The 24,572-nt window shown below is 75.0% G+C and carries 14 protein-coding genes and 1 riboswitch; of the genes, 2 read left to right on the forward strand and 12 right to left on the reverse strand.

Features of this window, described 5'->3' with window-relative positions:
* Positions 1-19: 19 nt before the first annotated feature.
* The 7 genes from hisG to ribD form a co-directional block, all read right to left on the reverse strand.
* Positions 20-868 (reverse strand): ATP phosphoribosyltransferase, encoded by an 849-nt coding sequence (gene hisG, locus IG62_RS0109525; protein ID WP_030412068.1) that lies wholly within the window; start codon positions 866-868, stop codon positions 20-22.
* 52 nt (positions 869-920) lie between these two features.
* Positions 921-1,193 (reverse strand): phosphoribosyl-ATP diphosphatase, encoded by a 273-nt coding sequence (locus tag IG62_RS0109530; protein WP_030412067.1) that lies wholly within the window; start codon positions 1,191-1,193, stop codon positions 921-923.
* A 34-nt stretch (positions 1,194-1,227) separates the two neighbouring features.
* Entirely contained in the window at positions 1,228-1,713 is a 486-nt protein-coding gene (ribH, locus tag IG62_RS0109535) for a 6,7-dimethyl-8-ribityllumazine synthase (RefSeq protein ID WP_030412066.1), read from the reverse strand.
* 58 nt (positions 1,714-1,771) lie between these two features.
* Entirely contained in the window at positions 1,772-3,055 is a 1,284-nt protein-coding gene (locus IG62_RS0109540; RefSeq protein ID WP_030799815.1) for a bifunctional 3,4-dihydroxy-2-butanone-4-phosphate synthase/GTP cyclohydrolase II, read from the reverse strand.
* A complete protein-coding gene (locus IG62_RS0109545; protein ID WP_234326362.1) occupies positions 3,052-3,639 on the reverse strand; it encodes a nicotinamide mononucleotide transporter family protein in 588 nt (195 codons plus the stop codon). Before IG62_RS0109545 ends, IG62_RS0109540 begins: the two co-directional genes overlap by 4 nt.
* A 137-nt stretch (positions 3,640-3,776) precedes the next feature.
* Positions 3,777-4,421: a riboflavin synthase gene (locus IG62_RS0109550; protein WP_030799819.1), complete on the reverse strand. Its 645-nt coding sequence runs from the start codon at positions 4,419-4,421 to the stop codon at positions 3,777-3,779.
* Between the two features lies 1 nt (position 4,422).
* Entirely contained in the window at positions 4,423-5,550 is a 1,128-nt protein-coding gene (ribD, locus tag IG62_RS0109555) for a bifunctional diaminohydroxyphosphoribosylaminopyrimidine deaminase/5-amino-6-(5-phosphoribosylamino)uracil reductase RibD (protein ID WP_030799820.1), read from the reverse strand.
* 152 nt (positions 5,551-5,702) lie between these two features.
* Positions 5,703-5,833: riboswitch (FMN riboswitch) on the reverse strand.
* A 187-nt stretch (positions 5,834-6,020) separates the two neighbouring features.
* Here ribD and IG62_RS0109560 point away from each other — a divergent pair.
* Complete coding sequence (locus IG62_RS0109560; RefSeq protein ID WP_030799823.1) at positions 6,021-6,800, forward strand: SDR family oxidoreductase; 780 nt, start codon at positions 6,021-6,023, stop codon at positions 6,798-6,800.
* A 57-nt stretch (positions 6,801-6,857) separates the two neighbouring features.
* On the opposite strand, the gene IG62_RS0109565 is transcribed toward IG62_RS0109560, so the two are convergent.
* Positions 6,858-8,114 carry an ROK family transcriptional regulator gene (locus tag IG62_RS0109565; RefSeq protein WP_037838060.1) on the reverse strand — a complete coding sequence of 419 codons (1,257 nt, stop codon included), beginning with the start codon at positions 8,112-8,114 and terminating at the stop codon, positions 6,858-6,860.
* A gap of 71 nt (positions 8,115-8,185) precedes the next feature.
* Between IG62_RS0109565 and IG62_RS0109570 the strand changes: the two genes are divergently transcribed.
* A complete protein-coding gene (locus IG62_RS0109570; RefSeq protein WP_030799827.1) occupies positions 8,186-9,436 on the forward strand; it encodes an MFS transporter in 1,251 nt (416 codons plus the stop codon).
* Between the two features lie 42 nt (positions 9,437-9,478).
* Here IG62_RS0109570 and IG62_RS0109575 read toward each other — a convergent pair whose 3' ends face one another.
* The 4 genes from IG62_RS0109575 to IG62_RS0109590 form a co-directional block, all read right to left on the reverse strand.
* Positions 9,479-9,967, reverse strand: a complete 489-nt coding sequence (locus IG62_RS0109575; RefSeq protein WP_030799829.1) for an acyl-CoA thioesterase — start codon at positions 9,965-9,967, stop codon at positions 9,479-9,481.
* Between the two features lie 112 nt (positions 9,968-10,079).
* Positions 10,080-10,904, reverse strand: a complete 825-nt coding sequence (locus IG62_RS0109580; RefSeq protein WP_030799830.1) for an ABC transporter permease — start codon at positions 10,902-10,904, stop codon at positions 10,080-10,082.
* On the reverse strand, positions 10,901-18,118 hold the full coding sequence (locus IG62_RS0109585; RefSeq protein ID WP_030799832.1) for a non-ribosomal peptide synthetase: 7,218 nt from the start codon (positions 18,116-18,118) through the stop codon (positions 10,901-10,903). Before IG62_RS0109585 ends, IG62_RS0109580 begins: the two co-directional genes overlap by 4 nt.
* The gene (locus IG62_RS0109590; protein ID WP_030799834.1) at positions 18,118-24,561 is read right to left on the reverse strand and encodes a non-ribosomal peptide synthetase; all 6,444 of its coding nucleotides are present in this window, start codon (positions 24,559-24,561) and stop codon (positions 18,118-18,120) included. Before IG62_RS0109590 ends, IG62_RS0109585 begins: the two co-directional genes overlap by 1 nt.
* Positions 24,562-24,572: the final 11 nt, after the last annotated feature.

Raw genomic sequence — 24,572 nt, forward strand, 5'->3', positions numbered from 1 at the left:
CGGGGTGGTACGGGGCCGGTCAGAGCCGGCAGGCGTGGATGCCGGTGGTCAGGATCGCCCGGGCGCCGAGGTCGTAGAGCTCGTCCATGATGCGCTGGGCCTCCTTGGAGGGGACCATGGAGCGGACCGCGACCCAGCCCTCGTGGTGCAGCGGGGAGACGGTCGGCGACTCCAGACCGGGGGTCAGGGCGACGGCCTTCTCGACGTGCTCGACCCGGATGTCGTAATCCATCATCACGTACCGGCGGGCCACCAGGACGCCCTGCATGCGGCGGAGGAACTGGCGCACCTTCGGGTCGTCGTCCGGGGCTCCGGTGCCGCGGATGACCACGGCCTCGGACTTCAGGATCGGCTCGCCGATGATCTCCAGTCCGGCGTTGCGCAGGGTGGTGCCGGTCTCCACCACGTCCGCGATGATCTCCGCCACGCCGAGCTGGATGGCGGTCTCCACCGCGCCGTCCAGGCGGACCACGGAGGCGTCCACGCCGTTCTCGGCGAGGTGCTGCTTGACCAGTCCCGCGAAGGAGGTCGCGACCGTCATGCCGCCGAACTCGCTGACGTCCTTGGCGGTGCCGGGACGGGTGGCGTAGCGGAAGGTCGAGCCGGCGAAGCCGAGCTGGAGGATCTCCTCGGCCGGCGAGCCGGAGTCCAGCAGCAGGTCACGGCCGGTGATGCCGATGTCGAGCTTGCCGGAGCCGACGTACACCGCGATGTCGCGGGGACGCAGGAAGAAGAACTCGACCTCGTTCTCGGCGTCGACCAGGACCAGTTCCCTGCGGTCCTTGCGCTGGCGGTAGCCGGCCTCATGCAGCATCGCCGACGCAGGCTCGGACAGTGAACCCTTGTTGGGGACAGCGATGCGCAGCATGAGAGCGATTTCCTTTGCAGCTGAGGGAGTTGGGGTGGGTGCCTGGGGTGGTTCAGAGGTGGGCGTAGACGTCGTCGAGGGAGATGCCCTTGGCGACCATCATGACCTGGAGGTGGTAGAGGAGCTGGGAGATCTCCTCGGCGGCGGCCTCGTGGGATTCGTACTCGGCGGCCATCCAGACCTCCGCGGCCTCCTCGACGACCTTCTTGCCGATCGTGTGGACACCGGCCTGCACCAGCTCGGCGGTACGGGAGGTGGCGGGGTCGCCGGTGGCGGCCTTCTGCTGGAGCTCTGCGAACAGCTCCTCGAACGTCTTCTTGGACATGATGGTGACTACCCTACGCGGTCGCCCCGTCTCCTCAGCGCCAGGGCTCGGACACGGTGCGCAGGGTGGCGGCGGTGGCGACCGCGGCGGTGACCGCTTCGTGGCCCTTGTCCTCCGCGGAGCCCTCCAGGCCCGCGCGGTCCAGCGCCTGCTCCTCGGTGTCGCAGGTCAGCACGCCGAAGCCGACCGGTACGCCGGTGTCCACCGAGACCTGGGTCAGGCCCTGGGTGACGCCCTGGCAGACGTAGTCGAAGTGCGGGGTGCCGCCGCGGATGACCACGCCGAGCGCGACCACCGCGTCGTAGCCGCGGCCGGCCAGGACCTTGGCGACGACCGGCAGCTCGAAGGTGCCGGGCACCCGCAGCAGGGTGGGCTCGTCGATGCCGAGCTCGGTCAGCGCCCGCAGCGCACCGTCGACCAGGCCGTCCATCACCCTTTCGTGCCACTGCGCGGCGATGACGGCCACCCGCAGGTCGCCACAGTTCTTCACGGTCAGTTCGGGTGCGCCCTTGCCGCTCACGGTTCTCCTTGTACGGGTGGTGGTGCCGGTTGGTGGTGATGTCGCAGGTGTCGCGGGGTTACTGGTTGTGGCAGGTGCCGGTGTGATCGGGATCCAGCCAGGGCAGGTCGTGGCCCATGCGGTCGCGCTTGGTGCGCAGGTACCGCAGGTTGTGCTCGCCGGCCTGGACGGGCATCGGCTCCCGGCCGGTGACCTTCAGGCCGTGCCGCACCAGGGCGGCGGTCTTGTCGGGGTTGTTGGTCATCAGGCGCAGCGAGCGCACGCCCAGGTCCTTCAGCATCTGCGCGCCGGCCGCGTAGTCGCGGGAGTCGGCGGGCAGGCCCAGTTCGAGGTTGGCGTCGAGGGTGTCCCGGCCGCGCTCCTGGAGTTCGTAGGCGCGCAGCTTGGACATCAGCCCGATGCCGCGGCCCTCGTGGCCGCGGAGGTAGATCACCACACCGCGGCCGGCGTCGCTGACCCGCTTGAGCGACTCCTCCAGCTGGGGGCCGCAGTCGCAGCGCAGGGAGTGGAAGATGTCGCCGGTCAGGCACTCGGAGTGGACCCGGACCAGGACGTCCTCGCCGTCCCCGAGATCGCCGGCGACCAGCGCGATGTGCTCGACGCCGTCGACGGTTGAGCGGTAGCCGTACGCGGTGAACTCGCCGTGCGCGGTGGGCAGCCGGGTGGCGGCCTCGCGGCGGACGGTCGGCTCGGACGAGCGGCGGTAGGCGATCAGGTCCTCGATGGAGATGATCGACAGCCCGTGCTTGCGGGCGAACGGGACGAGCTCGGGCAGGCGCAGCATCGCGCCGTCCTCGCCGGCGATCTCGACGATCGCGGCGGCCGGGCGCAGGCCGGCCAGCCGGGCGAGGTCGACACCGGCCTCGGTGTGGCCGTTGCGGACGAGGACGCCGCCGGGCCGGGCGCGCAGCGGGAAGACATGGCCGGGCCGGACGAAGTCGCCGGGGGTGGAGTCGCCGGAGGCCAGCAGGCGCAGGGTGGTGGCGCGGTCCGCGGCGGAGATGCCGGTGGAGACGCCGTGCGCGGCGGTGGCGTCGACGGAGACGGTGAAGGCGGTCCGCATCGACTCGGTGTTGTGCTCGACCATCTGCGGGAGTTCCAGCCGGTCCAGCTCCGGGCCCTCCATGGGCGCGCAGATCAGTCCGCGGCATTCGCTCATCATGAAGGCGACGACCTCGGGGGTGGCCTTCTCGGCGGCGATGACGAGGTCGCCCTCGTTCTCGCGGTTCTCGTCGTCCACGACGACGACCGGACGGCCGGCGGCGATGTCGGCGATGGCCCGCTCGACGGGGTCCAGGACGAGGGAGTCGTCCGCGTCGTACCAGCTCTTGAGGGCGGTCATGCCGCTGCTCCTTCCAGGACGGTGCGATCTGTCACGGCGCGCGAGCGCAGCCACCAGTCGCGCATGCCCCACACGACGAGGGCGAGGTAGACGACGTAGACGAGGCCGGAGAAGGCGAGTCCGCTGCTGAAGGCGAGCGGGACGCCGACCACGTCGACCAGCAGCCAGGCGAACCAGAACTCGACCAGGCCGCGGGCCTGGGCGACCATCGCGGCGAGCGTGCCGACGAAGATGTAGGCGTCCGGCCAGGGGTTCCAGGACAGTTGCGGGAAGAGGGTGAACAGGCCGCCGACGGCGGCGGTGCCCAGGGCGGTGCCGGCGAGCAGCAGTCCGCGCTCGCGCCAGCCGGCGAAGCGTACGGCGATGGAGCCGTCCTGGGCCTGCCGGCGGCCGCGCTGCCACTGCCGCCAGCCCCACAACGCCACGCCGATGACGAGGAGTTGCTTGCCGACGCCGCCGCTGAGGTGGGCCGAGGCGTAGGCGGCGACGAGGATCAGGCCGGAGAGGAACTGGGCCGGCCAGGTCCATATGGACCGCCGCCAGCCGAGCGCCAGGGCGGCCAGACCGATGGTGTTGCCGATCATGTCCGACCAGATGACGTGCTGGCCGAAGGCCGTGAACGCCACGCCGGACAGCCAGTGACCCACCGGCGCCAGGGTCGCATCGACCACTTCCTTGACCAGGCCGCGGCCGGCGATGTCGCCGAGGGCCCCCAGGACGCTCACCGGTCCATCTCCTTGATCTCTTCGATGTCGTGGAGGTCCGCGGCGTCCGCGGAGCCCCGGCCCAGCAGCCGCTCGACGTACTTGGCGAGGACGTCGACCTCCAGGTTCACCGGGTCGCCGGCCTGCTTGATGCCGAGGGTGGTCAGCGCGAGGGTGGTCGGGATGAGGCTGATGGTGAAGTAGTCGTCGGCGGCCTCGACGACGGTGAGGCTGACGCCGTCGACGGTGATGGAGCCCTTCTCGACGACGTAGCGGGACAGCGCGGCCGGCAGCGCGATCTTGACGATCTCCCAGTGTTCGGCGGGGGTGCGCCCGACGATGGTGGCGGTGCCGTCGACGTGGCCCTGGACGAGGTGTCCGCCGAGCCGCCCGCCGAGCGCCATGGGGCGCTCCAGGTTGACCCGGGAGCCGGCGGTCAGCGCGCCGAGGCTGGAGCGGTTCAGCGTCTCGGCCATCACGTCGGCGGTGAATTCACCGTCGGCGGTGTCCACGACGGTCAGACAGACGCCGTTGACCGCGATCGAGTCGCCGTGCTTGGCGTCCTCGGTGACGACGGGGCCGCGCAGTCGGAAGCGGGAGCTGTCGCCGAGGTCCTCGATGGCGACGACCTCTCCCAGTTCTTCGACGATTCCGGTGAACACTTCAGTTCTCCTCGGGGAGGGCGGGGCGGAGGGGCGTGGCGGTGATGCGCAGGTCGGGGCCGAGTCGTTGGGTGTCGGTCACGTCGAGCCGCAACGCCTGGGCGAGGGTGGTGATTCCGGCGTCGCCGACGGCGGCCGGTCCGGCGCCGAGCAGCACCGGTGCGAGATAGCCGACGACCTTGTCGACGGCCCGGGCGGCGAGGAAGGCGCCGGCGAGGGTGGGCCCGCCTTCCAGGAGTACGGAGCGGACGTCCCGCTCGTACAGGGCCGCGAGGAGCGCGGGGATGGACAGGCCGGGTCCGCCGGCGGCGCGCGGCAGCCGGACGAGCGGGGCGAGACCTTCGAGGTGGGCGGCGTCGGCGTCCTCGGCGACCGCGATCAGGGTGGGCGCGGTGCCGTCCAGGACGCGGGCGCCGGGCTTGACGGCGGTGGCGCCGGAGTCGACGACGACCCGCAGCGGCTGGCTGATCTCGTCGTCGGTGAGCCCGCTGATCCGGGCGCCGAGCTGCGGGTCGTCGGCGCGGGCGGTGCCGGAGCCGACGATCACCGCGTCCGCGGCGGCCCGCAGCCGGTGCACGTCGGCGCGTGATGCGGCCGAGGAGATCCAGCGGCTGGTGCCGTCGGCGGCGGCGATCCGGCCGTCGAGGGTCGCGGCGTACTTCCACAGCACGAAGGGGCGGCCGCGCAGGACGGCGGTCAGCCAGGCCTCGTTGCCGGCCGCGGCCTCGTCGGCGAGGAGTCCGCCCTCGACGTCGATGCCGGCCTCGGCCAAGGTGACGGCGCCGCCGGTGGCGGTCGGGGTGGGGTCGGAGACCGCGTAGACGACCCGGGCGATCCCGGCGTCGATCAGCGCCCGGGCGCAGGGGCCGGTGCGGCCGGTGTGGTTGCAGGGTTCGAGGGTGACCAGGGCGGTGCCGCCCCGGGCGCGTTCGCCCGCGGCGCGCAGTGCGTGGACCTCGGCGTGCGGGCCGCCGGCGCGCCGGTGCCAGCCCTCGCCGACCGTGCGGCCGTGGGAGTCCAGGACGACACAGCCGACCACGGGGTTGGGGCTGGTGTGCCCGAGGCCGCGGGCGGCGAGCTCGATGGCTCGGCGCATCGCCGCGGTCTCGACGGGGGCTGCGGTGGCCACCGGGTCCTCCTGCCTCTTCGGGCACGGACTCCGGGGCTGTCTGGACGACAGAAAGCGGAACGACGCAACGGGGGCACCGCGCCGGAAAAGGAAGCGCCCGCCCGGATAAGACCGAAAGGCGCCGCCGACGGCGGTGTACCGAAGCTCGCCCGCCGCGCACTGCCTCCCATCCGGACTTTCACCGTCGGTGCAGGAATTCCACCTGCTCAACCGACCGCTGGAGGCGGACGGGTCGCGGACTGTTACCGCCGGTTCGGAATTACACCGACCCCGGAGTGCGCTGCTGCTCTTATGTCAGTACAGCTTCAGTCTGCCACGGCCGGTAGTCGCCCATGCGGGCGAACCGCTGTGGGCTGTCTCACAGCGTCCGGCGCGCCGCGGTGTCACGAACGGGGACGGCTGTTCCGTCATGAGGGGACGGTACGCACCGGGGACGCAGTTGTCCCCCCGCACGCAAGGACTGATCGACGATGGCGAGAATTCTGGTGACCGGCGGTACCGGCACGCTCGGCCGGCCGCTGGTGGAGCGACTGCTGGGTGACGGGCACGAGGTCCGCTCGGTGAGCCGGCGGCCGCACACCGGCACCGAACGGCCGCGGCTGCGGTCGTACGCGGTCGATCTGCGCGAGGGCACCGGACTGGACGTGGCGCTCGCGGACGTGGACGCCGTGGTGCACTGCGCCTCGACGCCGTCCGGTGGTGACCTGGAGGCGGCCCGGCCGCTGCTCGACGCGGTGACGGCGGCGGGGGTGCCGCATCTGGTCTACATCTCGATCGTCGGGGTGGACCGGGTGCCGCTCGGCTACTACCGGACCAAGCTCGCGGTGGAGCGGCTGATCGAGGACTCCGGCATCGGCTGGACGGTGCTGCGGACGACGCAGTTCCACGATCTGGTGCTCCAGATGGTCAAGGCGGGGGCCCGGTCGCCGGTGGTGCCGGTGCCGACCGGGATCCGGATGCAGCCGGTGGAGGTACGCGAAGTGGCCGCGCGGCTGGCCGAGTTGGCAGCCGGGGAGCCCGCGGGGCGGGTCACGGACATGGGCGGGCCCGAGGTGCTCGATGCCCGGGAGCTGGTGCGGGCGACGCTCGACGCGGGTGGGCGGCGCCGGCTGCTGATGCCGGTGCCGGTGCCGGGCAAGGTGGGCGCGGCGCTGCGCCGGGGCGGGAACCTCACCCCGGAACACGCCGTCGGGGTGGGGACCTACGCGGAGTTCCTGGCGGAACGGGCGGGCGGCGGGGCGGCGCACTGAGCGCGGGCCGGGCCGCGCGGAGCCGGGTGGCCCGGCCCGGCTTCACCCGGAGCGGATTCAGCCCGCCGGGGCGAACAGCTCGTCCTGCGCGGCGTCCCGGGCGGCGAGGACCGCGCCGCGCAGTACCGCCCGGCCGCCGACCGCGCCGGCCCGTACGTCGGTGCGCAGCGGGGAGAGCCGGGCCAGCCGGCCGGCGACCCGGTCGGCGAGCGCGGCGCCGCCGGCCAGGCCGATCTCGCCGCCGAGGACGACGCAGCCGGGGTCGAGCACCGCGCAGACGGCCGCCGCGCCCAGGGCGACCCGGGCGGCCAGGGCGTCGAGGAAGGCGGTGGCGGCTGGGTCGGTGCCGCCTTCCTCGGCGGTGACGGCGGCGCGGACCAGCGCCTCGGCGGGCGGGGCGTCGGTGGGGCCGGCGGCGCCGCGCCGGCCGGCCGGTTCGCCGGGCGGGACGGCGAGGCCGTGCTCCGCCGCGAGGGCGCAGAGCGCCGCGGAGCCGGCGAGGGAGTGGAAGCCGCCGTCGCAGCCGGTGGCGGAGGGCAGTGCGCCGGTGCCGGGGACGGGGAGGAAGCCGATCTCGCCGGTGCCGCCCGAGGCGCCGCGTCGCAGCGCGCCGTCCAGGACGACCGCGGCGCCGGTGCCGTGGCCGAGCCAGAGCAGGACGAAGGTGTCGTGGTCGCGGGCCGCGCCCTCGCGCTGTTCGGCGAGGGCGGCGAGGTTGACCTCGTTCTCCAGCAGGACCGGTGCGGCCGTCCGGGTGCGCAGTTCACCGACCAGGGTGGCGTGCCAGGACGGGATCGAGTCGGTGCCGCCGAGCCGGCCGGTGGCGGGGGCGACCAGGCCGGGAGCGCCGACCGCGAGGGTGTGCGGCCGGTCGGCGCCGGCCGCGGCGAGCGCCTTGTCGACCACGGCGAGGGCGGTGGCGACGGCCGCGTCGGGGCTGGTGTCCGCGCCGACGGGGGCGGTGCGTTCGGCGCGCACCCGGCCGAGGAGGTCGGCGACCGCGACCGTGACGCTGTGGGTGCGCAGGTCGAGGCCGACGAGGTGGGCGCGGTCGGCGACGATTCCGTAGAGCCGGGCGTTGGGTCCGCGCCGCTGTGCGCCGCTCTCGCCCACGACGGCGATCAGTCCGGCCTGCTGGAGGCGTTCGACCAGGTCGGCCACGGTCGGCCGGGACAGCCCGGTCAGCGTCTTGAGCTGACCGGCAGTCAAGGGGCCCTCGGACTGGAGGAGTTGGAGGGCCAGCCGGTCGTTGATCAGCCGGGCGGTGGCCGGGGAGGCGGTGCGGCCGGCGGCTGCCGCGCGCGGTGGGTGCATGGGCGGGATTCTGTCATCCGGTCGGGCCAACACCCTTATTAACAGGCAGGGTTCCTGATAATTTACAGCCCATGGCTGGCACCGGCACCCCCGACGGCTCCCTCTTCCCCCTCTCCCCGCTCTCGCCGCTCCCCCAGGACCGGCTGCGCCGCGCCCGCCGGTCCATTGCGCTGGTCTTCCTCGTCCACGGCTCGGTCACCGGCAACTTCGCCACCCGCATCCCCTGGATCCAGGACCACACCGGCATCTCCGCCGGGCAACTCGGCCTGGCCCTCGCCTTCCCGGCGATCGGCGCGTCGCTGGCCATGCCGCTGGCCGGCCGGATCAGTCACCGCTTCGGCGCCCGGACGGCACTGCGCGCACTGCTGGCGCTGTGGACCCTCTCGCTGGTCCTGCCCGCCCTCTCCCCCGGCCTGTCCGCGCTCTGCCCGGCGCTGCTGGTGTACGGCGCGGCCTCCGGCACGGCGGACGTCGCGATGAACGCCCTCGGCGTGGAGACCGAGGACCGGCTCGGGCGGCCCATCATGTCGGGGCTGCACGGGATGTGGAGCGCGGGCGCCCTGCTCGGCTCGGCGGCCGGCACCCTCGCCGCGCACGCCGGCTGGGACGCCCGGCTCCATCTCGCCGGTGCCGCACTGGTGTTGACCCTGCTGGGCGCGGCCGCCTGCCGGGGCGTGCTGGACCTGCGCAGCGCCCCCGAGGAGCATCCGCCGCCGCGGTTCGCGCTGCCGCCGAAGTCGGCCCTGGTCATCGGGGTCATCGGATTCTGCGCGGTGTTCGCGGAGGGTGCCGGGCTGGACTGGTCGGCGGTCTACCTCCGCGACCGGTTGGGCACGGACGCCGGTCTGGCGGCCGCCTCGACCACCGCCTTCGCCTGCACCATGGCGGCCGCGCGGCTGGCCGGCGACAAGGTGGTGGCCCGCTTCGGCGCGGTGCGCACGGTACGGGCCGGGGGCGTGCTGGCGGTGGCCGGCGGACTGCTGATCGTCGCGGCCCGCCACCCGGTGACGGCGATGGCCGGGTTCGGGCTGATCGGCCTGGGCATCGCGGTGGTGGTCCCGCTGGCCTTCGCGGCCGCCGGGCGCAGCGGTCCGGCGCCGAGCCAGGCGATCGCCGGGGTCGCCACGATCACCTACACGTCCGGGCTGATCGCCCCGTCCGCGATCGGCCAGATCGCCCAGGCCAGTTCGCTGACGGTCTCGTTCGCGCTGGTCACGGCGCTGGCCTGCGGTCTGGTCGTGGGGGCCCGGGTGCTGGCCGTCCCGGCCCGGACGGCCTCGGGGGGCGCGCCCGCGGTGGCGGACGACCTGGAACGGTCCTGAGCCGGACCGGTCCCGGCGGCGGGCCGGGGCCGGTCCGGCGGATCAGGCCGCGTCCGCCGCCGTCCCCGGCTCGTCCCGCTCCGGCCGGATCAGTTCCCCGGCCACCGCGCGGGCCCGGTCGGACCACGGCGTGGGCCGCAGCGTGGCGGAGTCGACCCGGACCAGGACGCGGTGACCGTGGGCGTAGGTCTCGCCGCCGTCGGCCGAGCAGAGCCGGAAGCCGTAGGTGAGGCCGGTGCGGCCGAGGCGTTCGATCCACAGGTGGGCGGCGTAGTGGCCGGGGCGGGTGACCGGGCGCTCGTAGGAGACCCGCATCTCCTTGATGACGTTGCACATGTCGCCGGCCGCGGCCCAGTCGCCGTCGAAGCCGAAGCCCTGGCCGTGCCAGTACTCCGCCCAGGCGCGTTCCACGAGCAGCGGGTAGCGGGAGTTGTGGAGCATGCCCAGCGCGTCGAGGTCGTCGAAGTGGACGGTGACGGGGACGAGCCGGCCGTACGGGAGGGCGGCGGCCGGAAGGGATTCGACGGTCACGGACGGGGCTCCTGGTGCTGTTGCGGACATGCCCGTCCATGGTAAGCGGCTGCTCAGTATGCTCCGCCCGCCGGGTGCCCAGGTGCCCGATGGCCGCCCCGCGCGCGGCGGCTCACTCCCGGGACCGGAAGCTGGTCAGGGCGGCCGCCATGGCCCCGGCGAGCAGCAGCCCGAGCCAGCAGCCGGCGACCAGGAAGGGGTGCTGGCCGGGGAAGCCCGAGCCGGGCTGGACGGGGTTGCCCCACAGGTGGCGGATGGCGTCGGCCACCGCGGTGACCGGGTTCCACTCCACCACCGGGCGGAGCCAGGCGGGCATGGCGGACGCCGAGAAGACCGCGTCCGAGAGGAAGGTGCAGACGACCAGGCCGAGGGCCGCGATCGAGTCGACGGACTCGATGTTGCTCACGGTCATCCCGAGCGCGATGCCCACCCACACGGTCGCGAGGATGAACAGGGCGGCGACGCCGAACCCGGCGAGGACCGACAGCGGGTCGCCGTGCACCCGCCAGCCGATGCACAGTCCGACGAGGCTGATCACCACCAGGACCCCGAGCCCGATCAGCAGGTCGCCCAGCGCGTGCGCGGTCAGCACCGCCGCCCGGGAGATGGGCAGCGACCGGAAGCGGTCCATCAGCCCGGCCCGCCGGTCCAGGGCGACGCTGACCGCGGTGGGCCCCACACCGGCCAGGCCTATCTGCGCGGTGATGCCGGCCATCAGGTACTCCTGGTAGGCACCGCCGTGCGGGGACACGATGGCGTTCTTGAACAGGTAGCCCACGGCGAGCAGCATCACCAGCGGGTTCATCACGAGCCCCACCATGCGGCCGGGGGCCCGGCGCAGGTGGCGCAGGCGCCGGCCGGCCAGGGCGAAGGTCTCCCTGATGACGCCGGCTGCGGCGGACGGTCCGGCTGGGGTGTCGACGGTGAGGGTGCTCATGCCTGCCTTCCGGGGCGCCGCGACGTGAGGCGGCGCAGGTCGTCGTCGATGATCTTCCCGATCGCCGCTTGGGGGCCGGGGTGCATCAGGTACTCGTGCTCGTGCGGTACGTCGTGCCGGTGCACCGTGCCGGTCACGTGCTGCCGCCAGCGCCGGACGGAGTGCGTGGTGGCTTCCGCGGTGCGCTCGGCGGCGGCGACCACCAGGGTCATTTCGCCCTCGTGACTGCCGGGCCGGAAGCGGGTCGCCAGGTCGGCGTGGTGCCGCATGGTGGCCATCAGCCGCTCGACGTCCTCGGTGGCGAGCCGGGCGAGCGTCCCCCCGTGCCGGCGGAGCGTCCGCGCGACGGACTCGGCGCCGCCGTCGGCCGCCCCGGCCGCGTCCTCGTGCCCGAGGTACGCGAGGAAGCGCACCAGGAGTTCCCGGTCGCCGGGCAGCGGCCCGTCGTGGGCCGGGTCGTGCGGGTAGGCGTCGAGGTTGGCCAGGTAGGCCACCCGTTCGCCGCCGTCCCGGAGCCGGACGGCCAGTTGGTGGGCGAGCAGGCCGCCGTAGGACCAGCCCATCAGGTGGTAGGGGCCCTCGGGCTGGATCCGCCGGATCAGCCGGAGGCAGTCGTCGGCCTGCGCCTCCAGGCCGGCCGGCGGTGCGCCACCGCTCGCCTGCGGCGCCTGGAGGCCGTACAGGGGCCGGGCCGGGTCGATGTGGGCCGCCAGGCCGAGGTACGGAAGGCTGAGGCCCAGCCCGCCGTGGAGGCACCACAGGGGCGGCAGCTCGCCCGTGGGCCGGATGGGCAGCAGGGGGGCGAACGGGTCCAGGCCGGCCGCGTCGAGCCCGCCGGCCGTCCACTGCTCCTCCAGGTGCCGGACCGTCCCGTCGCCCGAGGCCGCCGGGCTGCGGCCGGCCAGCGCGGCCAGGGCGGCGACGGTGCGTGCGGTGAAGACCTCCGCGACGGCGATCCGCAGGCCGTCCTTGGCCAGCCGGGAGACCAGTTGGACGCTGCCGATGCTGTTGCCGCCGAGGGCGAAGAAGTCGTCCTCGGCGCCGACCCCGGCCACCCCCAGCACCTCCGCGAAGGCGTCGGCGACCTGCCGTTCGGTCCCGGGCGCGGGCGGCCGGGACGGCGTGCCGCGCCGCTCGGGCACCGGCAGCGCGGCGACGTCCAGCTTGCCGTGCACGGTCAGCGGCAGCTCCGGCAGGGCCGTCAGGGCCGCGGGCACCATGTGACCGGGCAGCTTGCGGGCGAGCGCGGCACGCAGCGCCGGGAGGTCGGGTTCGGTCCCGGCCTCAGGCACCAGGTAGCCGACGAGCCGCAGGTCCCCGGGGCGGTCCTCACGTGCGACGACGGCCGCCTGGGCCACCCCGGGCTCCTCGGTCAACGCGCTCTCGATCTCGCCGGGCTCGATCCGGAAGCCGCGGATCTTGACCTGCTGGTCGGCCCGGCCCACGTAGTCCAGGTTGCCGTCGGGGAGCCACCGCACGAGGTCTCCGGTGCGGTACATGCGGGAGCCGGGCGGGCCGAAGGGGTCGGCGACGAAGCGTTGCGCGGTCAGCTCCGGGCGGTTGAGGTAGCCCACCGCGAGGCCCGTGCCGCCCACGTAGAGCTCTCCGGTGACGCCGGCCGGTACCAGGGACAGCGCGTCGTCGAGGACGTAGAGCCGGTGTCCGGCGACGGGGCGGCCGATGGGCGGGCGGCCCCCGTCGAGCCGCTCGCTGATCGAGCAGCAGACCGTGGTCTCGGTCGGGCCGAAGGCGTTGACCATCCGGGTGGCCCCGGCCCAGCGCTCGACGAGCTCCGGTGGGCAGGCCGAGCCGGCGACCGCCAGCAGCATGGCCTCCGGCAGCCGGGCGTCCGGCGGGAGGGAGGCGACCACGACCGGCGGGAGCACCGCGAGGTTGACCGCGTGCCGGCCGATCGTGTCGGCCAGCGGCTCCCCGGCCCGCCGGTCGTCGTCGGCCTGGACGAGGGTGCCGCCGCTGAACAGCGATACGCACAGTTCCCACACGGCCGCGTCGAAGCCGAAGGACGCGAACTGCAGGGCCCTGGTGTGCGGGCCGAGTCCGAGGCGGGCGCGGTGGTCGCGGGCGAGGTCGGCGGCCGTGGCGTGGCTGACGGCGACGCCCTTGGGCCGCCCGGTGGAACCGGAGGTGTAGATCACGTACGCGAGGTCCGCGGGGGTCAGGGGCCGGGTGCGCTCGTCGTCGGTCAGCGGCCGGGAGGGGTGCGCGGCGACGGACGCGGCGGTCGCGGGGTCGTCGAGCACCACGGTCCGGCCGTCCGCGACCACATCGCCGGGCAGCGCGCCCGAGGCCCGCACCGCGGTGCGGGTGACCTGGAGCGTGGGCCGGGCATCGGTCAGCATCTGCGTGATCCGCGCGGTGGGGTAGCCGGGGTCCACCGGGAGGTAGGCCGCGCCGGTCTTGAGCACCGCGAACAGCGCGACCACCAGGTCGGCCGAGCGGGGCAGCGCCAGGGCGACCAGGGTGCCCGGGCCGGCGCCGAGGTCCCGCAGATGGCGGGCCAACCGGCCGGCCCGCTCGTCCAGTTCGCGGTAGCTCAGCTGGTCCCGGTCGGAGACGAACGCGGGGTGGCCGGGCTGCTGCCGCGCCCACTGTTCGAACAGGGCCGGCAGGGTGACGGGCGGGGGCGCGGTCCACCGCCGGTCGGCGCTCCACCGGTCCAGGAGCTGCCGGCGTTCCCCGGGCGCCAGGACCGCAAGGGAGCTCAGCCGGTCCGCGGGCCGGGTGACCGCGGCGGTCAGCAGCCGGACGAAGCGCTCCGCGAGCCGCTCGGCGGTGGGACGGGTGTACAGGTCGGTGGCGAACTCCAGCCGGCCGGCCAGGCCCGCCGGTCCGTCGGCGTCGTGCTCCTCGGCGATCTCGAAGGCGAGGTCGAACTTGACGCCGGCGCCCACCTCCACCGGGGCGCACTCCAGCCCGTCCAGGGAGAACCGCGGGCGCTCGGTGTTCTGGAGGATGAGCATGACCTGGAACAGGGACTGGCGCGCCAGGGAGCGGGTGGGGCCCAGCGCCTCCACCAGGCGCTCGAAGGGCAGGTCCTGGTGCGCGTAGGCACCGAGGTCCGCCTCCCTGACCCGGTGCAGCAGTTCGCCGAAGGTCGGATCGCCGCTCGTGTCGGTGCGCAGCACGAGGGTGTTGACGAAGAAGCCGACCAGGTCGTGCAGGGCGGCGTCGGTGCGGCCCGCCACGGGGGTGCCGAGGGGGATGTCGGTGCCGGCGCCCAGTTTGGTGAGGGTGACGGCGAGGGCGGCCTGGAGCACCATGAACGGGCTGACGCCGGCGGAGACCGCCAGCGCGGCCAGCCGGCGGTGGATCCCGGCGGGCACGGTGAAGCCGACCGCATCACCGGCATACCCGGCCACCCGCGGCCGCCGGTGGTCGGTGGGCAGCTCCAGCTCTTCGGGCATGCCGCGCAGGGAGGTGGTCCAGTGGTCGAGTTGCCGGTTCTGGAGGCTTTCGGGGTCGTCCTCGGCGCCGAGCAGGCGCCGCTGCCACAGCGTGAAGTCGGCGTAGGTGACCGGGAGTCGGGGCAGTTCGGGGGCACGGCCGGCGGCCCGCGCCCGGTACGCCCGGGAGAGTTCGCCGGCGAGGACCTCCAGCGACCAGCCGTCGACGGCGATGTGGTGCATCACCAGGAGCAGCACGTGCCGGTCCGGTCCGAGCCGGAACAGCCTTGCGCGCAGCGGGAGTTCGCTGGTGAGGTCGAAGTCGGCCGCGCACTCGGCGGCGAGCCGGGCGGTCAGCTCCCGCTCGCCACCGGTCACCTCGTACCGGGGCAGCTCCGGCCGGGCCTCGGCGGCGTCCACCACCACCTGGCCGGGGACGCCGGCCAGTTCGGGGTAGACGGTGCGGAGCACCTCGTGGCGGTCGGTGAGGTCGCCCAGGGCCGCGCGCAGCGCCCCGGTGTCCAGCGCGCCGGTGAGGCGGACCGCCGACGCCACGTGGTAGGCGCCGCCGCCGGGGGCGAGGCGGTTGAGGAACCACAGCCGCTGCTGCATGTGCGACAGCGGCACGAAGGACGGCCGTTCCTGCGGGCGCAGCGGTTCCCGGGCGGCCGGCGCGGCGGTGAGGTGGCCGGCGAGGGCGGCCGGCGTGCGGTGGTCGAAGAGGGCGCGGACCGACAGTTCGGCCCCGAGCGCGGCCCGGACCCTGCTGACCAGCCGGGTCGCCAGCAGGGAGTGGCCGCCCAGGACGAAGAAGTCGTCGTCCGGGCCGACCTCGGCGCAGCCCAGGGCGTCGGCGAACAGGCCCCGCAGGATGTCCAGCGCGGGGGTGCCGGTGGCCGGGAGGGGCCGGGCCCGGGTGGTGGCCGGCGGCTCCGGGAGCCGGGCGCGGTCGATCTTGCCGCTGGGGCCGAGCGGCAGCTCGGCCAGGCGGACGAAGGCCGCCGGGACCATGTAGGAGGGCAGCGCGGCGGCCACCCGTTCGCGGATCCGCGCGGTGTCCGGGTCCGGGTCGGGGGTGACGAGGTAGGCGACCAGCCGTACGTCGTCCTCCCCGTAGGTGTGGGGCACCACCACGGCATGGGTCACGCCGGGCTGTTCGACGAGGGCCGCCTCGATCTCGCCGGGTTCGATGCGGTGGCCGCGCACCTTGATCTGGTGGTCGGTCCGGCCGAGGTACTCCAGCTGCCCGTCGGCGTCCCAGCGGGCCAGGTCACCGGTGCGGTACATGCGGGTGCCCGGGGCACCGTGCGGGTCGGCGACGAAGCGTTCGGCGGTCAGCGCGGGGCGGCCGAGGTAGCCGTCGGCCAGCTGGGAGCCGGCCAGGTAGAGCTCGCCCACGACGCCGGGCGGTACCGGTCGCAGCGCGGCGTCCAGGACGTATCCGCGGGTGTTGGCCAGCGGGGTGCCGATGGGCGGTGTGCGGTCGACCGGCGTCCGTACCTCGTGAGCGGTGACGTAGACGGTGGCCTCGGTGGGCCCGTAGAAGTTGACGAGGGATCCGGCGTGCCGGAGCAGCCCCTCGGCGAGCGCCGCGCTCAGCGCCTCTCCCCCGGACAGCAGGCGCAGTCCGGCCAGGCAGGCGGGCTGCGAGGTCAGCAGCGCCTGCAGCTGGCTGGGGGTGGCCTGCAGGACGGTCGCGCCGTGGGTCCGTACCGCCGCCGCGAGGGCCGCCGGGTCGCGGGTGGTGGCGCGGTCGGCGAGGACGAGGCCGCTGCCGGTCAGCAGCGGCAGGAAGAGTTCCAGCAGGGCGATGTCGAACCCGAAGGTGGTGGTCGCCAGGATGTGGTCGTCCCCGGTCAGGGGCACTCTGCGCGGCAGGTCGTGGAGGAAGTTGGCGAGGGCGCCGTGCGGGACCACGACGCCCTTGGGCCGGCCCGTCGAGCCCGAGGTGTACAGGACGTAGGCGGGCAGGCCCGGGTGGAGCGGGCCGCCCCGCTCGGCGTCGGCGACGTCGCCGTCGGCGAGGGTGTCCAGCAGGTCGTGGACGGCGGGCCGGTCCACGAGGACGGTGGGGCCCGGCCAGCCGATGGCGGCGGCCTCGGCGGTGGCGCTCAGCAGCACGGCGGGGCGGGCGTCGTCCAGCATGTACCGGATGCGGGTGCGCGGGTGGTCGGGGTCGACCGCGAGGAACGCGCCGCCGGCCTTGAGGACGGCGAGCACGGCGACCAGCAGGTCGCCGGTGCGGGGCATGGCCACGGCGACGACGGACCCCGGCCGGACGCCGTGGTCGAGCAGGTGCCGGGCGAGCCGGTTGGCGCGGCTTTCCAGCGCTCCGGCGGTCAGCGTCCCGTGGTCGCTGACCACGGCGACCCGGTCCGGGTCCGCGGCGGCCCGCCGGGCGAGGGCGTCCGGCAGCAGCCGGCCGGGGGCGGGCCGGGCGGTGTCGTTGTACCGGCCCAGTACGAGCTCCCGTTCGCCGGGTGCGAGGAGGTCGAGGCGGCCGGCCGGTTCGCCGGCGACGTCGGGGAGGCGTTCCAGCAGCCGGGTGGCGCGTTCCAGCAGCCGGTGGGCGGCCTGCTCGGTGACGAGTCCGGGGTGGTACTGCAGGCGCAGTTCGAGGCCGTCCCCGGGAAGGACGACCAGGCTCAGCGGGAACTCGGTGTCGTTGCGGATGTCGGAGGCGAGCAGGCGCAGACCGGTCAGTTCGGTGAAGGCGTCCTCGCCGGTGCGCGGGTAGTTCTGGAACAGGACCGCGGTGTCCAGGAGGGTTCTGCCGCCGACGAGTTGCTGGATGTCGACGAGGCCGAGGTGCCGGTGCGGAAGCAGGTCCGCCTGCTGGTCCATGAAGGCGGTGAACACCTCGGTCAGGGAGCGGGCCGGGTCGATCCGCAGCCGGGCGGGCAGGGTGTTGGCGAACATCCCGACCAGCGAGTCGACACCGGGCAGCTCGGCCGGCCGGCCGGAGTCCACCACCCCGAAGGTGACGTCGGCCCGGCCGGTGAGCTGGCCGACGAGGAGTCCCCAACTGCCCTGGACCACCATGCCGGTGGTCAGCTGGTGGCCGCGCGCCCAGCCGGCCAGGCGTTCCGCGGCCGGTGGCGCGAGGTGGCCGCGGACGGTGTGCGGGACGACCGCGGTGCGGCCCGGGTCGTCCGGCGCGACCAGGGAAGGTTCGGACAGCCCCGACAGCGCCTCGCGCCACGCCTGACGTGCCGCCGGGCCGTCCTGGCGGGTCAGCCAGGCCAGGTAGTCCCGGTAGCCGGTCCCCGGACGTACGTCGGGGCCGGCGGTGGCGGACGCGGCGGCGTAGTCCTCGAAGAGGCCGGACAGCAGCAGCGGCATGGACCAGCCGTCCACCACGATGTGGTGCACGGTGAGCAGGAAGCGGTGCAGACCGTCGGCGCGGCGGACGAGGGTGCAGCGCAGCAGCGGCGGGCGGCTGAGGTCGAAGCGTTCGGTGCGGTCGGCCTCGGTGATCCGTTCCAGTTCGGCACGCTGCCCGTCGGGGGGCAGATGGCCGAGGTCGATCGAGGTCCAGCGCAGGGGCACGGCGGCGGGCACCACCTGTACCGGCTCCCCCGACCTGCGGGTGCGGAAGCAGGCCCGCAGGTTGGGGTGGCGTACGAACAGGGTGCGCACCGCGGAGCGCAGCCGGCCTTCGTCGAGGGGACCGGCGAGGTCGGCCGTGAACTGCAGGACGTGGATGTCGGGGCCGTCCTGCACGAGGTCGGCGTGGAAGAGGAAGCTGCGCTGCAGCGGCGACAGCGGCAGGAACTCACTGCTCGGCCGGCTCGTGGGGGTGATCGCCATCATGACTCCAGCTCGGTGTCGAGTTCCGCCAACTCACCTTCGAGTGCGGCCAGTTCGTCGCCGTCCAGGCCGAGCAGGTCGGTCGGGTCCGCGGTGGTGCGGGCCTCGGCCGGGGCGGGCTCCTCGGCGGGTGGCCGGGCGGCGGCGAGGGCGGCGGGGGTACGCAGCCGGAAGACCTGGCCGGCGGTCAGCGGCAGGCCCTTCGCCCGAGCCCGGCCCACGACCTGGATCGCGCTGATCGAATCCCCGCCCAGCAGGAAGAAGTTGTCCTGCGGGCCCACCTGTCCGAGCCCCAGGACCTCCGCGAACAGTCCGCACAGCAGCTCCACCTCGGCGGCCACCTCGGCACCCGCCGCGCCGGGGGCCGGTCCGGTGCCGGCCCGGTCCGTCCCGCCGGCAGGCGCCGGGACAGCGCCGCGGGGCAGCACGTCCTCGTCGGGGCCCAGCTCGTCCGGTCCGGTCACGGGCCGGCCGGGGTGCTCCACCAGCCCCAGGAGCAGCCGGCGGAAGGCGGTGGCGAGCGCCTCGACGGGGGCCCGGTCCAGGACGTCGGGCGCGTGGTCGAAACGGATCTCCATCCGGGTGCCGGTCCGCACCACCAGGCTGAGTGGGTGGTGGCGGGCGTCGCGGGCGCCCGCGTCGGCCACCCGCAGGCCCGCCCCGGTGGGCAGGTCGCCGGTGCCCACGGTCGGGAAGTTCTCGAAGACCAGGACCGTGTCGAAGGGTTCACCGGCCGCGGCGAGCGTGGGGTTGCCGCCGAGCATCTCGCCGAGCGCCAGGTGGTCGGCGTCGCGCAGCGCCGACTGCTCCTTCTGCAGCCGGTGCAGGAAGTCGGTCGCCGGTTCGTCCGGGCGCAGCGCGGCACGTACCGGGAGGGTGTTGAGGAACGGCCCGACGATGGACTCCACACCGGGCAGCCCGCCGGGCCGGGTGGAGACGATCGAGCCGAACAGCACGTCGGCGCGTCCGGTCGTCCGGCTCAGCAACGCCGCCCAGGCGCCCAGCAGGAGGGTGTTGACGGTGAGCCCCTGGGCGGCCGCGAACCCGGTGAGCGCGGCCGTTTCGGCCTCGGTCAGCAGCAGCGGCACCGACGCGGGCTCGACCGGTTCCCGGCCCGGCTCGGCCGCGCAGAGGTACACCGGACCCGTGAGGCCCTCCAGCGCCGAGTGCCAGGCGGCCCGGGCCGCCGCGCGGTCCTGTGCGGCGAGATGGGCCAGGTAGGCGCGGAACGGCACCGGCGCGGGCAGGCCCTGGGCCTCGCCGCCGTCCGCGTAGCAGGTCAGCAGTTCCCGGACGAGGACGGGCATGGACCAGCCGTCGACCAGGATGTGGTGCAGGGTCCAGATCAGCCGGTGGCGCTGGTCGTCGAGGCGGACCAGCGTCCAGCGCATCAGCGGCGGGCGGGCGAGGTCGAAGTGGCGCTCCCGGTCGGCCGCGGCGAGGCGGGACAGTTGCGCCTCGCGCTCCCGGCCGGACAGGGCGCGGCAGTCGGCCCGGGTGAGCGGCACGGTGACGCCCTCGCGCAGAACGGCGACCGGGTCGCCGGCGTCCCGGTAGCGGAAGCCCGCCGCCAGCTGGGGGTGCCGGTGCAGCAGGGCGGCCATCGCCCGCTCCAGCGCCGCAGGGTCGAGGGGGCCGACCAGGTCGGCGGAGACCTGGAGGGTGTAGAGGTCGGGTCCGTCGCCGCGCAGTTGGGCCTGGAAGAGCAGGCCGCGCTGGAACGCGGTCAGCGGCAGCACGTCCGTCAGGGCACCGGCGCCCTCCCGCGCCAGGTCGTCGGTCTCCTCCTGGGTCAGGGAGACCAGCGGAAAGTCCGACGGGGAGTGTCCGCCGGCGTCCGGCAGCGCGAGGTGGCGCACCACGGCCCGCAGCGCCTCGAACCAGCCCTGGGCGATCTCCTCGACGTCTCCGGCGGTCAGCACGCCGTCGGCCCACAGCCACTCGGCGGCCAGCCGCGGCCCGGTCCCGAGGTCCTCGGTGACGGCGGTGACGGCCAGCGGGTGGCGCAGCGGCATGCCGGGGTGGACGCCGGTGCCGACGACCGCGTGCGCGCCGTCCATGGTCCACGGGCCGGCCGCGCCGTCCGCGGTGAACCGCCCGAGGTAGTTGAAGCCGATCTCCGGGGTGCCGCCCGCCGCCAGCAACCGGGCCGTCTGCGGGTTGAGGTGGCGCAGCAGGCCGTGGCCGAGGCCGCGGGCGGGCACCGCACGCAGCTGCTCCTTGGTGCGTTTGACGACGGTGGCCAGGGCGGGCCCGGCGGCCCATGCCTCGGCGGCGTCGAACTCCCCCGGGTCGAGCAGCACGGGGAAGACGGAGGTGAACCAGCCGACCGTGCGGGACAGGTCGGCCGCTTCGTCGAGTTCCTCGCGTCCGTGGCCTTCGAGTTCGACCCGGACCCGCGGGCCGGCGTCCGGGGTGCGGCGGGACCGCCAGCGGCCGACGGCCAGGGCGAGCGCGGCCAGCAGGAGGTCGTTGATCTCACCGTGGAAGGCGGCGACGGCGGAGGTGAGCAGGGCGGCGGTGGTGTCCTCGGGCAGGTGCAGCCGCAGCCGGCCGGCCCGGCCGTAGGTGTCACGGGCCGGGTCGAGGGGGCGCCGGCCGAGACCGGCGGCCGGATCGCCGGTCTGCCGCTGCCAGTGGTCGAGTTCGGCGATCCGCCGGCCGGCGCGGGACTCGCGGGCCAGCAGCGACGCCCAGCGCCGGTAGGAGGTGGGCACCTGCGCCGGCTCCGGGCGCTCCCCGGCCTCGACCGCCTCGCAGGCGGAACGCAGGTCGGCGAGGAGGATGCGCCAGGAGACGCCGTCGACGACGGTGTGATGGGCCAGCAGCAGCAGGCGGCCGGTGCCGTCCGGCCCCTGGCCGAGGAGCACCGCCTGCAGCATGACGCCGGCGCGCGGGTCCAGCCGGGCGCGGGCCGCCTCGGCCTGCGCCGCCACGGTCCGTTCGAGGGCGGCCGGGTCGGGCAGGGCGCCGTCCGCGGTGTGGAGCAGGCCGGCGGCGTCGACCGTGCCGGGCTCCCCGGTGCGCAGCGTCCAGACGCCGGGCACCGGTTCGCCCAGCCGCAGCCGGAGCACGTCGTGCCGGTCGACGAGGGCCTGCAGGGCGGGGAGGAGGCGTTCGGCGGTCAGCTCCGGGGGTGTGCGGAGGACGACGTACTGGCTGTACTGCGCCGCCGGCCCGTCGAGCGTGGTCAGGTCCTCGCAGAGCTGGGCGATGATCGGGGTGGGTTCGACGTCTCCCACGCCGTCGTCGGCCGCCGTGGTCCGGGGCGCCGAGCCCGCCGAGGCGTTCTCGCCCCCGCCCACGGGGTGGTGCGCGGCGAGGGCGGCGGGGGTGCGGTGGTCGAAGATGGCCCGGGGGGTGAGCGTCACCCCGCGGGTCCGTGCCCGGCTGACCACCTGGATCGCGGTGATGGAGTCGCCGCCGAGGGCGAAGAAGCTGTCGTCGACCTGGACCTCGGCCAGGTGCAGCACCTCGGCGAAGGTCTCGCAGAGCACCGTCTCGGCCCCTGGCCGCGGCCCGCGGCGCCGCCGGGTGACCGGGGCGGCGGTGGCGCCGGCGGGATCGGGCAGCGCCCGGCGGTCCACCTTGCCGTGCGCGGTCAGCGGCATCCGGTCCAGCGCGACCCAGCCCGACGGCACCATGTACTCCGGCAGCGCCGCGGCGACCGCGTCGCGTACCGCGTCCGTGGACACGTCCGGCGCGACGACGTAGGCGATCAGCCGGGTGGTGCCGGACGGGCCGGTGACCGCCCGGACCGCCGCGTCGGCCACCTTGTCGACGGCGCGCAGCGCGGCCTCCACCTCGCCCAGTTCGATCCGGTGTCCGCGCACCTTGACCTGGTGGTCCAGGCGCTCGACGAACTCCAGCTGCCCGTCGGGGCGGCGCACCACGCGGTCGCCGGTGCGGTACATCCGTGCCCCGCCCCCGGCGAAGGGGTCGGCGACGAACGAGGCGGCGGTCTTGACCGGGTCACCGAGGTACCCGCGGCCCACTCCGGCGCCGCCCACGAAGAGTTCGCCCACCTGGCCCACCGGGACCGGGCGCAGGTCGCCGCCGAGCACGTGCAGGACGGTGTTGCGCACCGGCCGGCCGATGGGGACCCGGGCGCCCAGCTCCTCCCCCGGCCGCAGCACGGCGTGGGTCACGTCGTCCGAACACTCCGTGGGGCCGTAGGCGTTGACCATCGGCACCGGGGCGATCCGCCACCACCGTGCGCACAGGTCCGCCGGGAGCGCCTCACCGGTGACCATCAGCCACCGGAGCGAGGTGGTGTCGGGGCCGGTGTCCGAGACCTGCCACAGGTCCAGGGCGGCGCGCAGCAGGGACGGCACGACCTCCAGGACCGTCACCGCGTGGTCCGCGACCGTGCCGAACAGTGCCTCGGGGTCGGCGGCGACCTCGTGCGGGACGATCTGCACGACGCCACCGGCCAGCAACGGGCCCAGCATCTGCCACACCGACACGTCGAAGGTCACCGGTGCGTTCCACACCACCGTGTCGGCGGGCCCGAGGCCGAGGTCCTCGATCTTGGCGAGGAGGTGGTTGAGCATCCCGCGGCGTTCGACGACGGCGCCCTTCGGCCGGCCGGTCGACCCCGAGGTGAAGATCACGTAGGCCGGGTCGCGCGGCTCGCCCACCGGGGCGGACGGTGCGGCGGGCGCGGCCGCCGCGTCGAAGTCTCCGTCCGCCGCCAGCCGCCGCACCGGGTGGCCGGTCAGCGCGGTCACCTCGTCGGCCGCCGCGGCGCATCCGGGTCCGACCACCAGGTGGCCCACGCGGGCGTCGGTGAGCAGCCCGGCGGCCCGGGCCGCCGGGGCCCGTACGTCCAGCGGAACCCAGGCCCCGCCGGCCTGCAGGACGGCCAGCACCGTGCCGAGGAAGACCGCGCCGGGTTCGGCCAGGACGCCCACCAGCGAGCCGGGCCCCACGCCGGCCTCGGCCAGCCGCCGCGCCATCGCGTCGGCCCAGGCCGTCAACTCCCCGTAGGAGACGGTCCGTTCGCCCTCCGCCAGAGCCCTGGCCGACGGGTCGCGCTCGGCGCGCTCCCGGATCCGCTCCACCACGCCGCCGTGCACCGGGCCGGTGGCTCCCGTGCCGGCGGTGAGCAGCTCGGCGCGTTCGTCCTCGGTGACCATCTCCAGCCGGCCGAGCGGGGTGTGGGCCGGGGCCGACGCCAGCCGGCGCAGGAACGCCTCGAACCGGCTCAGGTGGCCCCGGATCTCCTCCGGGCGGTAGAGCGCGGGGTTGCCGTTCATGTGGAGTTCCAGACCGCCGCCGACGGCGTCCAGGACGGTGATCATCAGGTCGTCGACGATGCCGGTGGAGAGGTTGTGCAGCTCCGCCCGGCAGGGGCCGAGGCGGATCTCCGGGTTCTGCGGGAGGACGTTGACGAACGGTCCGAACGGCCGCCGGTCGCCCGCCGTCAGGCCCCTCGCCCGGCGCAGCCGCTCGGCCGGGTAGCGCTGGTGCCGCAGCGAGCGGGCGAGGGTCCGGGAGGTCGCGGTGAGCAGCTCGGCCACCGTCGTCGGGGCGGGGAGCCGGGCCGGGAACGGCAGGTAGTTGGCGACCATCCCGGGGACGGTGCGGGCACGCGCGGACTGCCGTGCGGTCACCGGGAGGGTCAGCAGCACCTCGGGGTTGCCGGTGGCCTTGGCGACGTAGGCGGCCGTGGCGGCGATGGCGAAGGTGGGCCAGGTCACCCCGGCGTCCGTCGCGGCGGCGCGCCAGGTGGTCGCGTCGGCGGCCTCGACGGTGCTGGTGACCCGCAGGAACGCGGTGCCGGGTGCCGGGTCCTCGGTGGCGAGGCTGGTCGGTTCGGCGTGTGGCGGCAGGTGGCGCTCCCAGAAGAGCCGGTCGCGCTCGACCGCGGGCGAGGCCAGGTACGCCGCCTCGCCGTCCAGCAGCACCCGTAGCGGGGGCAGCGGTGTACCCGGCGTTCCGCCCCCGTCGGCGGCCGGGTCACCGTAGACCTCGCTGAGCCTGCGGTAGACCGCGAGCCGGCTGTATCCGTCGGCGAGCAGGTGGTGCATGGCCAGGTGGAGCAGGTGGCGGTCGGCGGCGACGCGCACCAGCGTCAACCGGAACAGCAGGCCGCCGGTGAGCCGGAAGGGCCGGTGCAGGTCCTCGTCGAAGAGCCGCAGGGCCTCGGCGACCGGATCGGCGGTGCCGCTGAGGTCCAGCTGCCGCAGCGGCAGTTCCCCGAGCGGCCGCACGTGCTGGACGGGGACGCCGTCCGTCTCGGAGAACCGCGCCCTGGTGCACTCGGCCTCGTGCAGCACCGTCTCCAGCGCCCGGCGCAGCAGGGCCGCGTCGAGGGGGCCGCAGATGTCGAGGTAGTCGGCCATGTTGTAGGCCAGTCGCCCCTGCGAGAGCCGCTCGTCGAACCAGATGCCCAACTGGGCGCCCGTCAACGGCAGGGCGGTGTCGGCGGGTTGGGTCATGGTGTCTCCTG

The sequence above is a fragment of the Streptomyces sp. NRRL S-337 genome, assembly GCF_000720175.1.
GTDB classification, from domain to species: Bacteria; Actinomycetota; Actinomycetes; order Streptomycetales; family Streptomycetaceae; genus Streptomyces; species Streptomyces siderophoricus.

Coding starts and splice junctions, on each gene's coding strand:
- IG62_RS0109530 (WP_030412067.1), bottom strand. CDS start 1,193: ATGTCCAAGAAGACGTTCGAGGAGCTGTTCGCAGAGCTCCAGCAGAAG.
- hisG (WP_030412068.1), bottom strand. CDS start 868: ATGCTGCGCATCGCTGTCCCCAACAAGGGTTCACTGTCCGAGCCTGCG.
- IG62_RS0109565 (WP_037838060.1), bottom strand. CDS start 8,114: ATGCACCCACCGCGCGCGGCAGCCGCCGGCCGCACCGCCTCCCCGGCC.
- IG62_RS0109590 (WP_030799834.1), bottom strand. CDS start 24,561: ATGACCCAACCCGCCGACACCGCCCTGCCGTTGACGGGCGCCCAGTTG.
- IG62_RS0109585 (WP_030799832.1), bottom strand. CDS start 18,118: ATGGCGATCACCCCCACGAGCCGGCCGAGCAGTGAGTTCCTGCCGCTG.
- IG62_RS0109560 (WP_030799823.1), top strand. CDS start 6,021: ATGGCGAGAATTCTGGTGACCGGCGGTACCGGCACGCTCGGCCGGCCG.
- IG62_RS0109545 (WP_234326362.1), bottom strand. CDS start 3,639: ATGATCGGCAACACCATCGGTCTGGCCGCCCTGGCGCTCGGCTGGCGG.
- IG62_RS0109570 (WP_030799827.1), top strand. CDS start 8,186: ATGGCTGGCACCGGCACCCCCGACGGCTCCCTCTTCCCCCTCTCCCCG.
- IG62_RS0109580 (WP_030799830.1), bottom strand. CDS start 10,904: ATGAGCACCCTCACCGTCGACACCCCAGCCGGACCGTCCGCCGCAGCC.
- IG62_RS0109540 (WP_030799815.1), bottom strand. CDS start 3,055: ATGACCGCCCTCAAGAGCTGGTACGACGCGGACGACTCCCTCGTCCTG.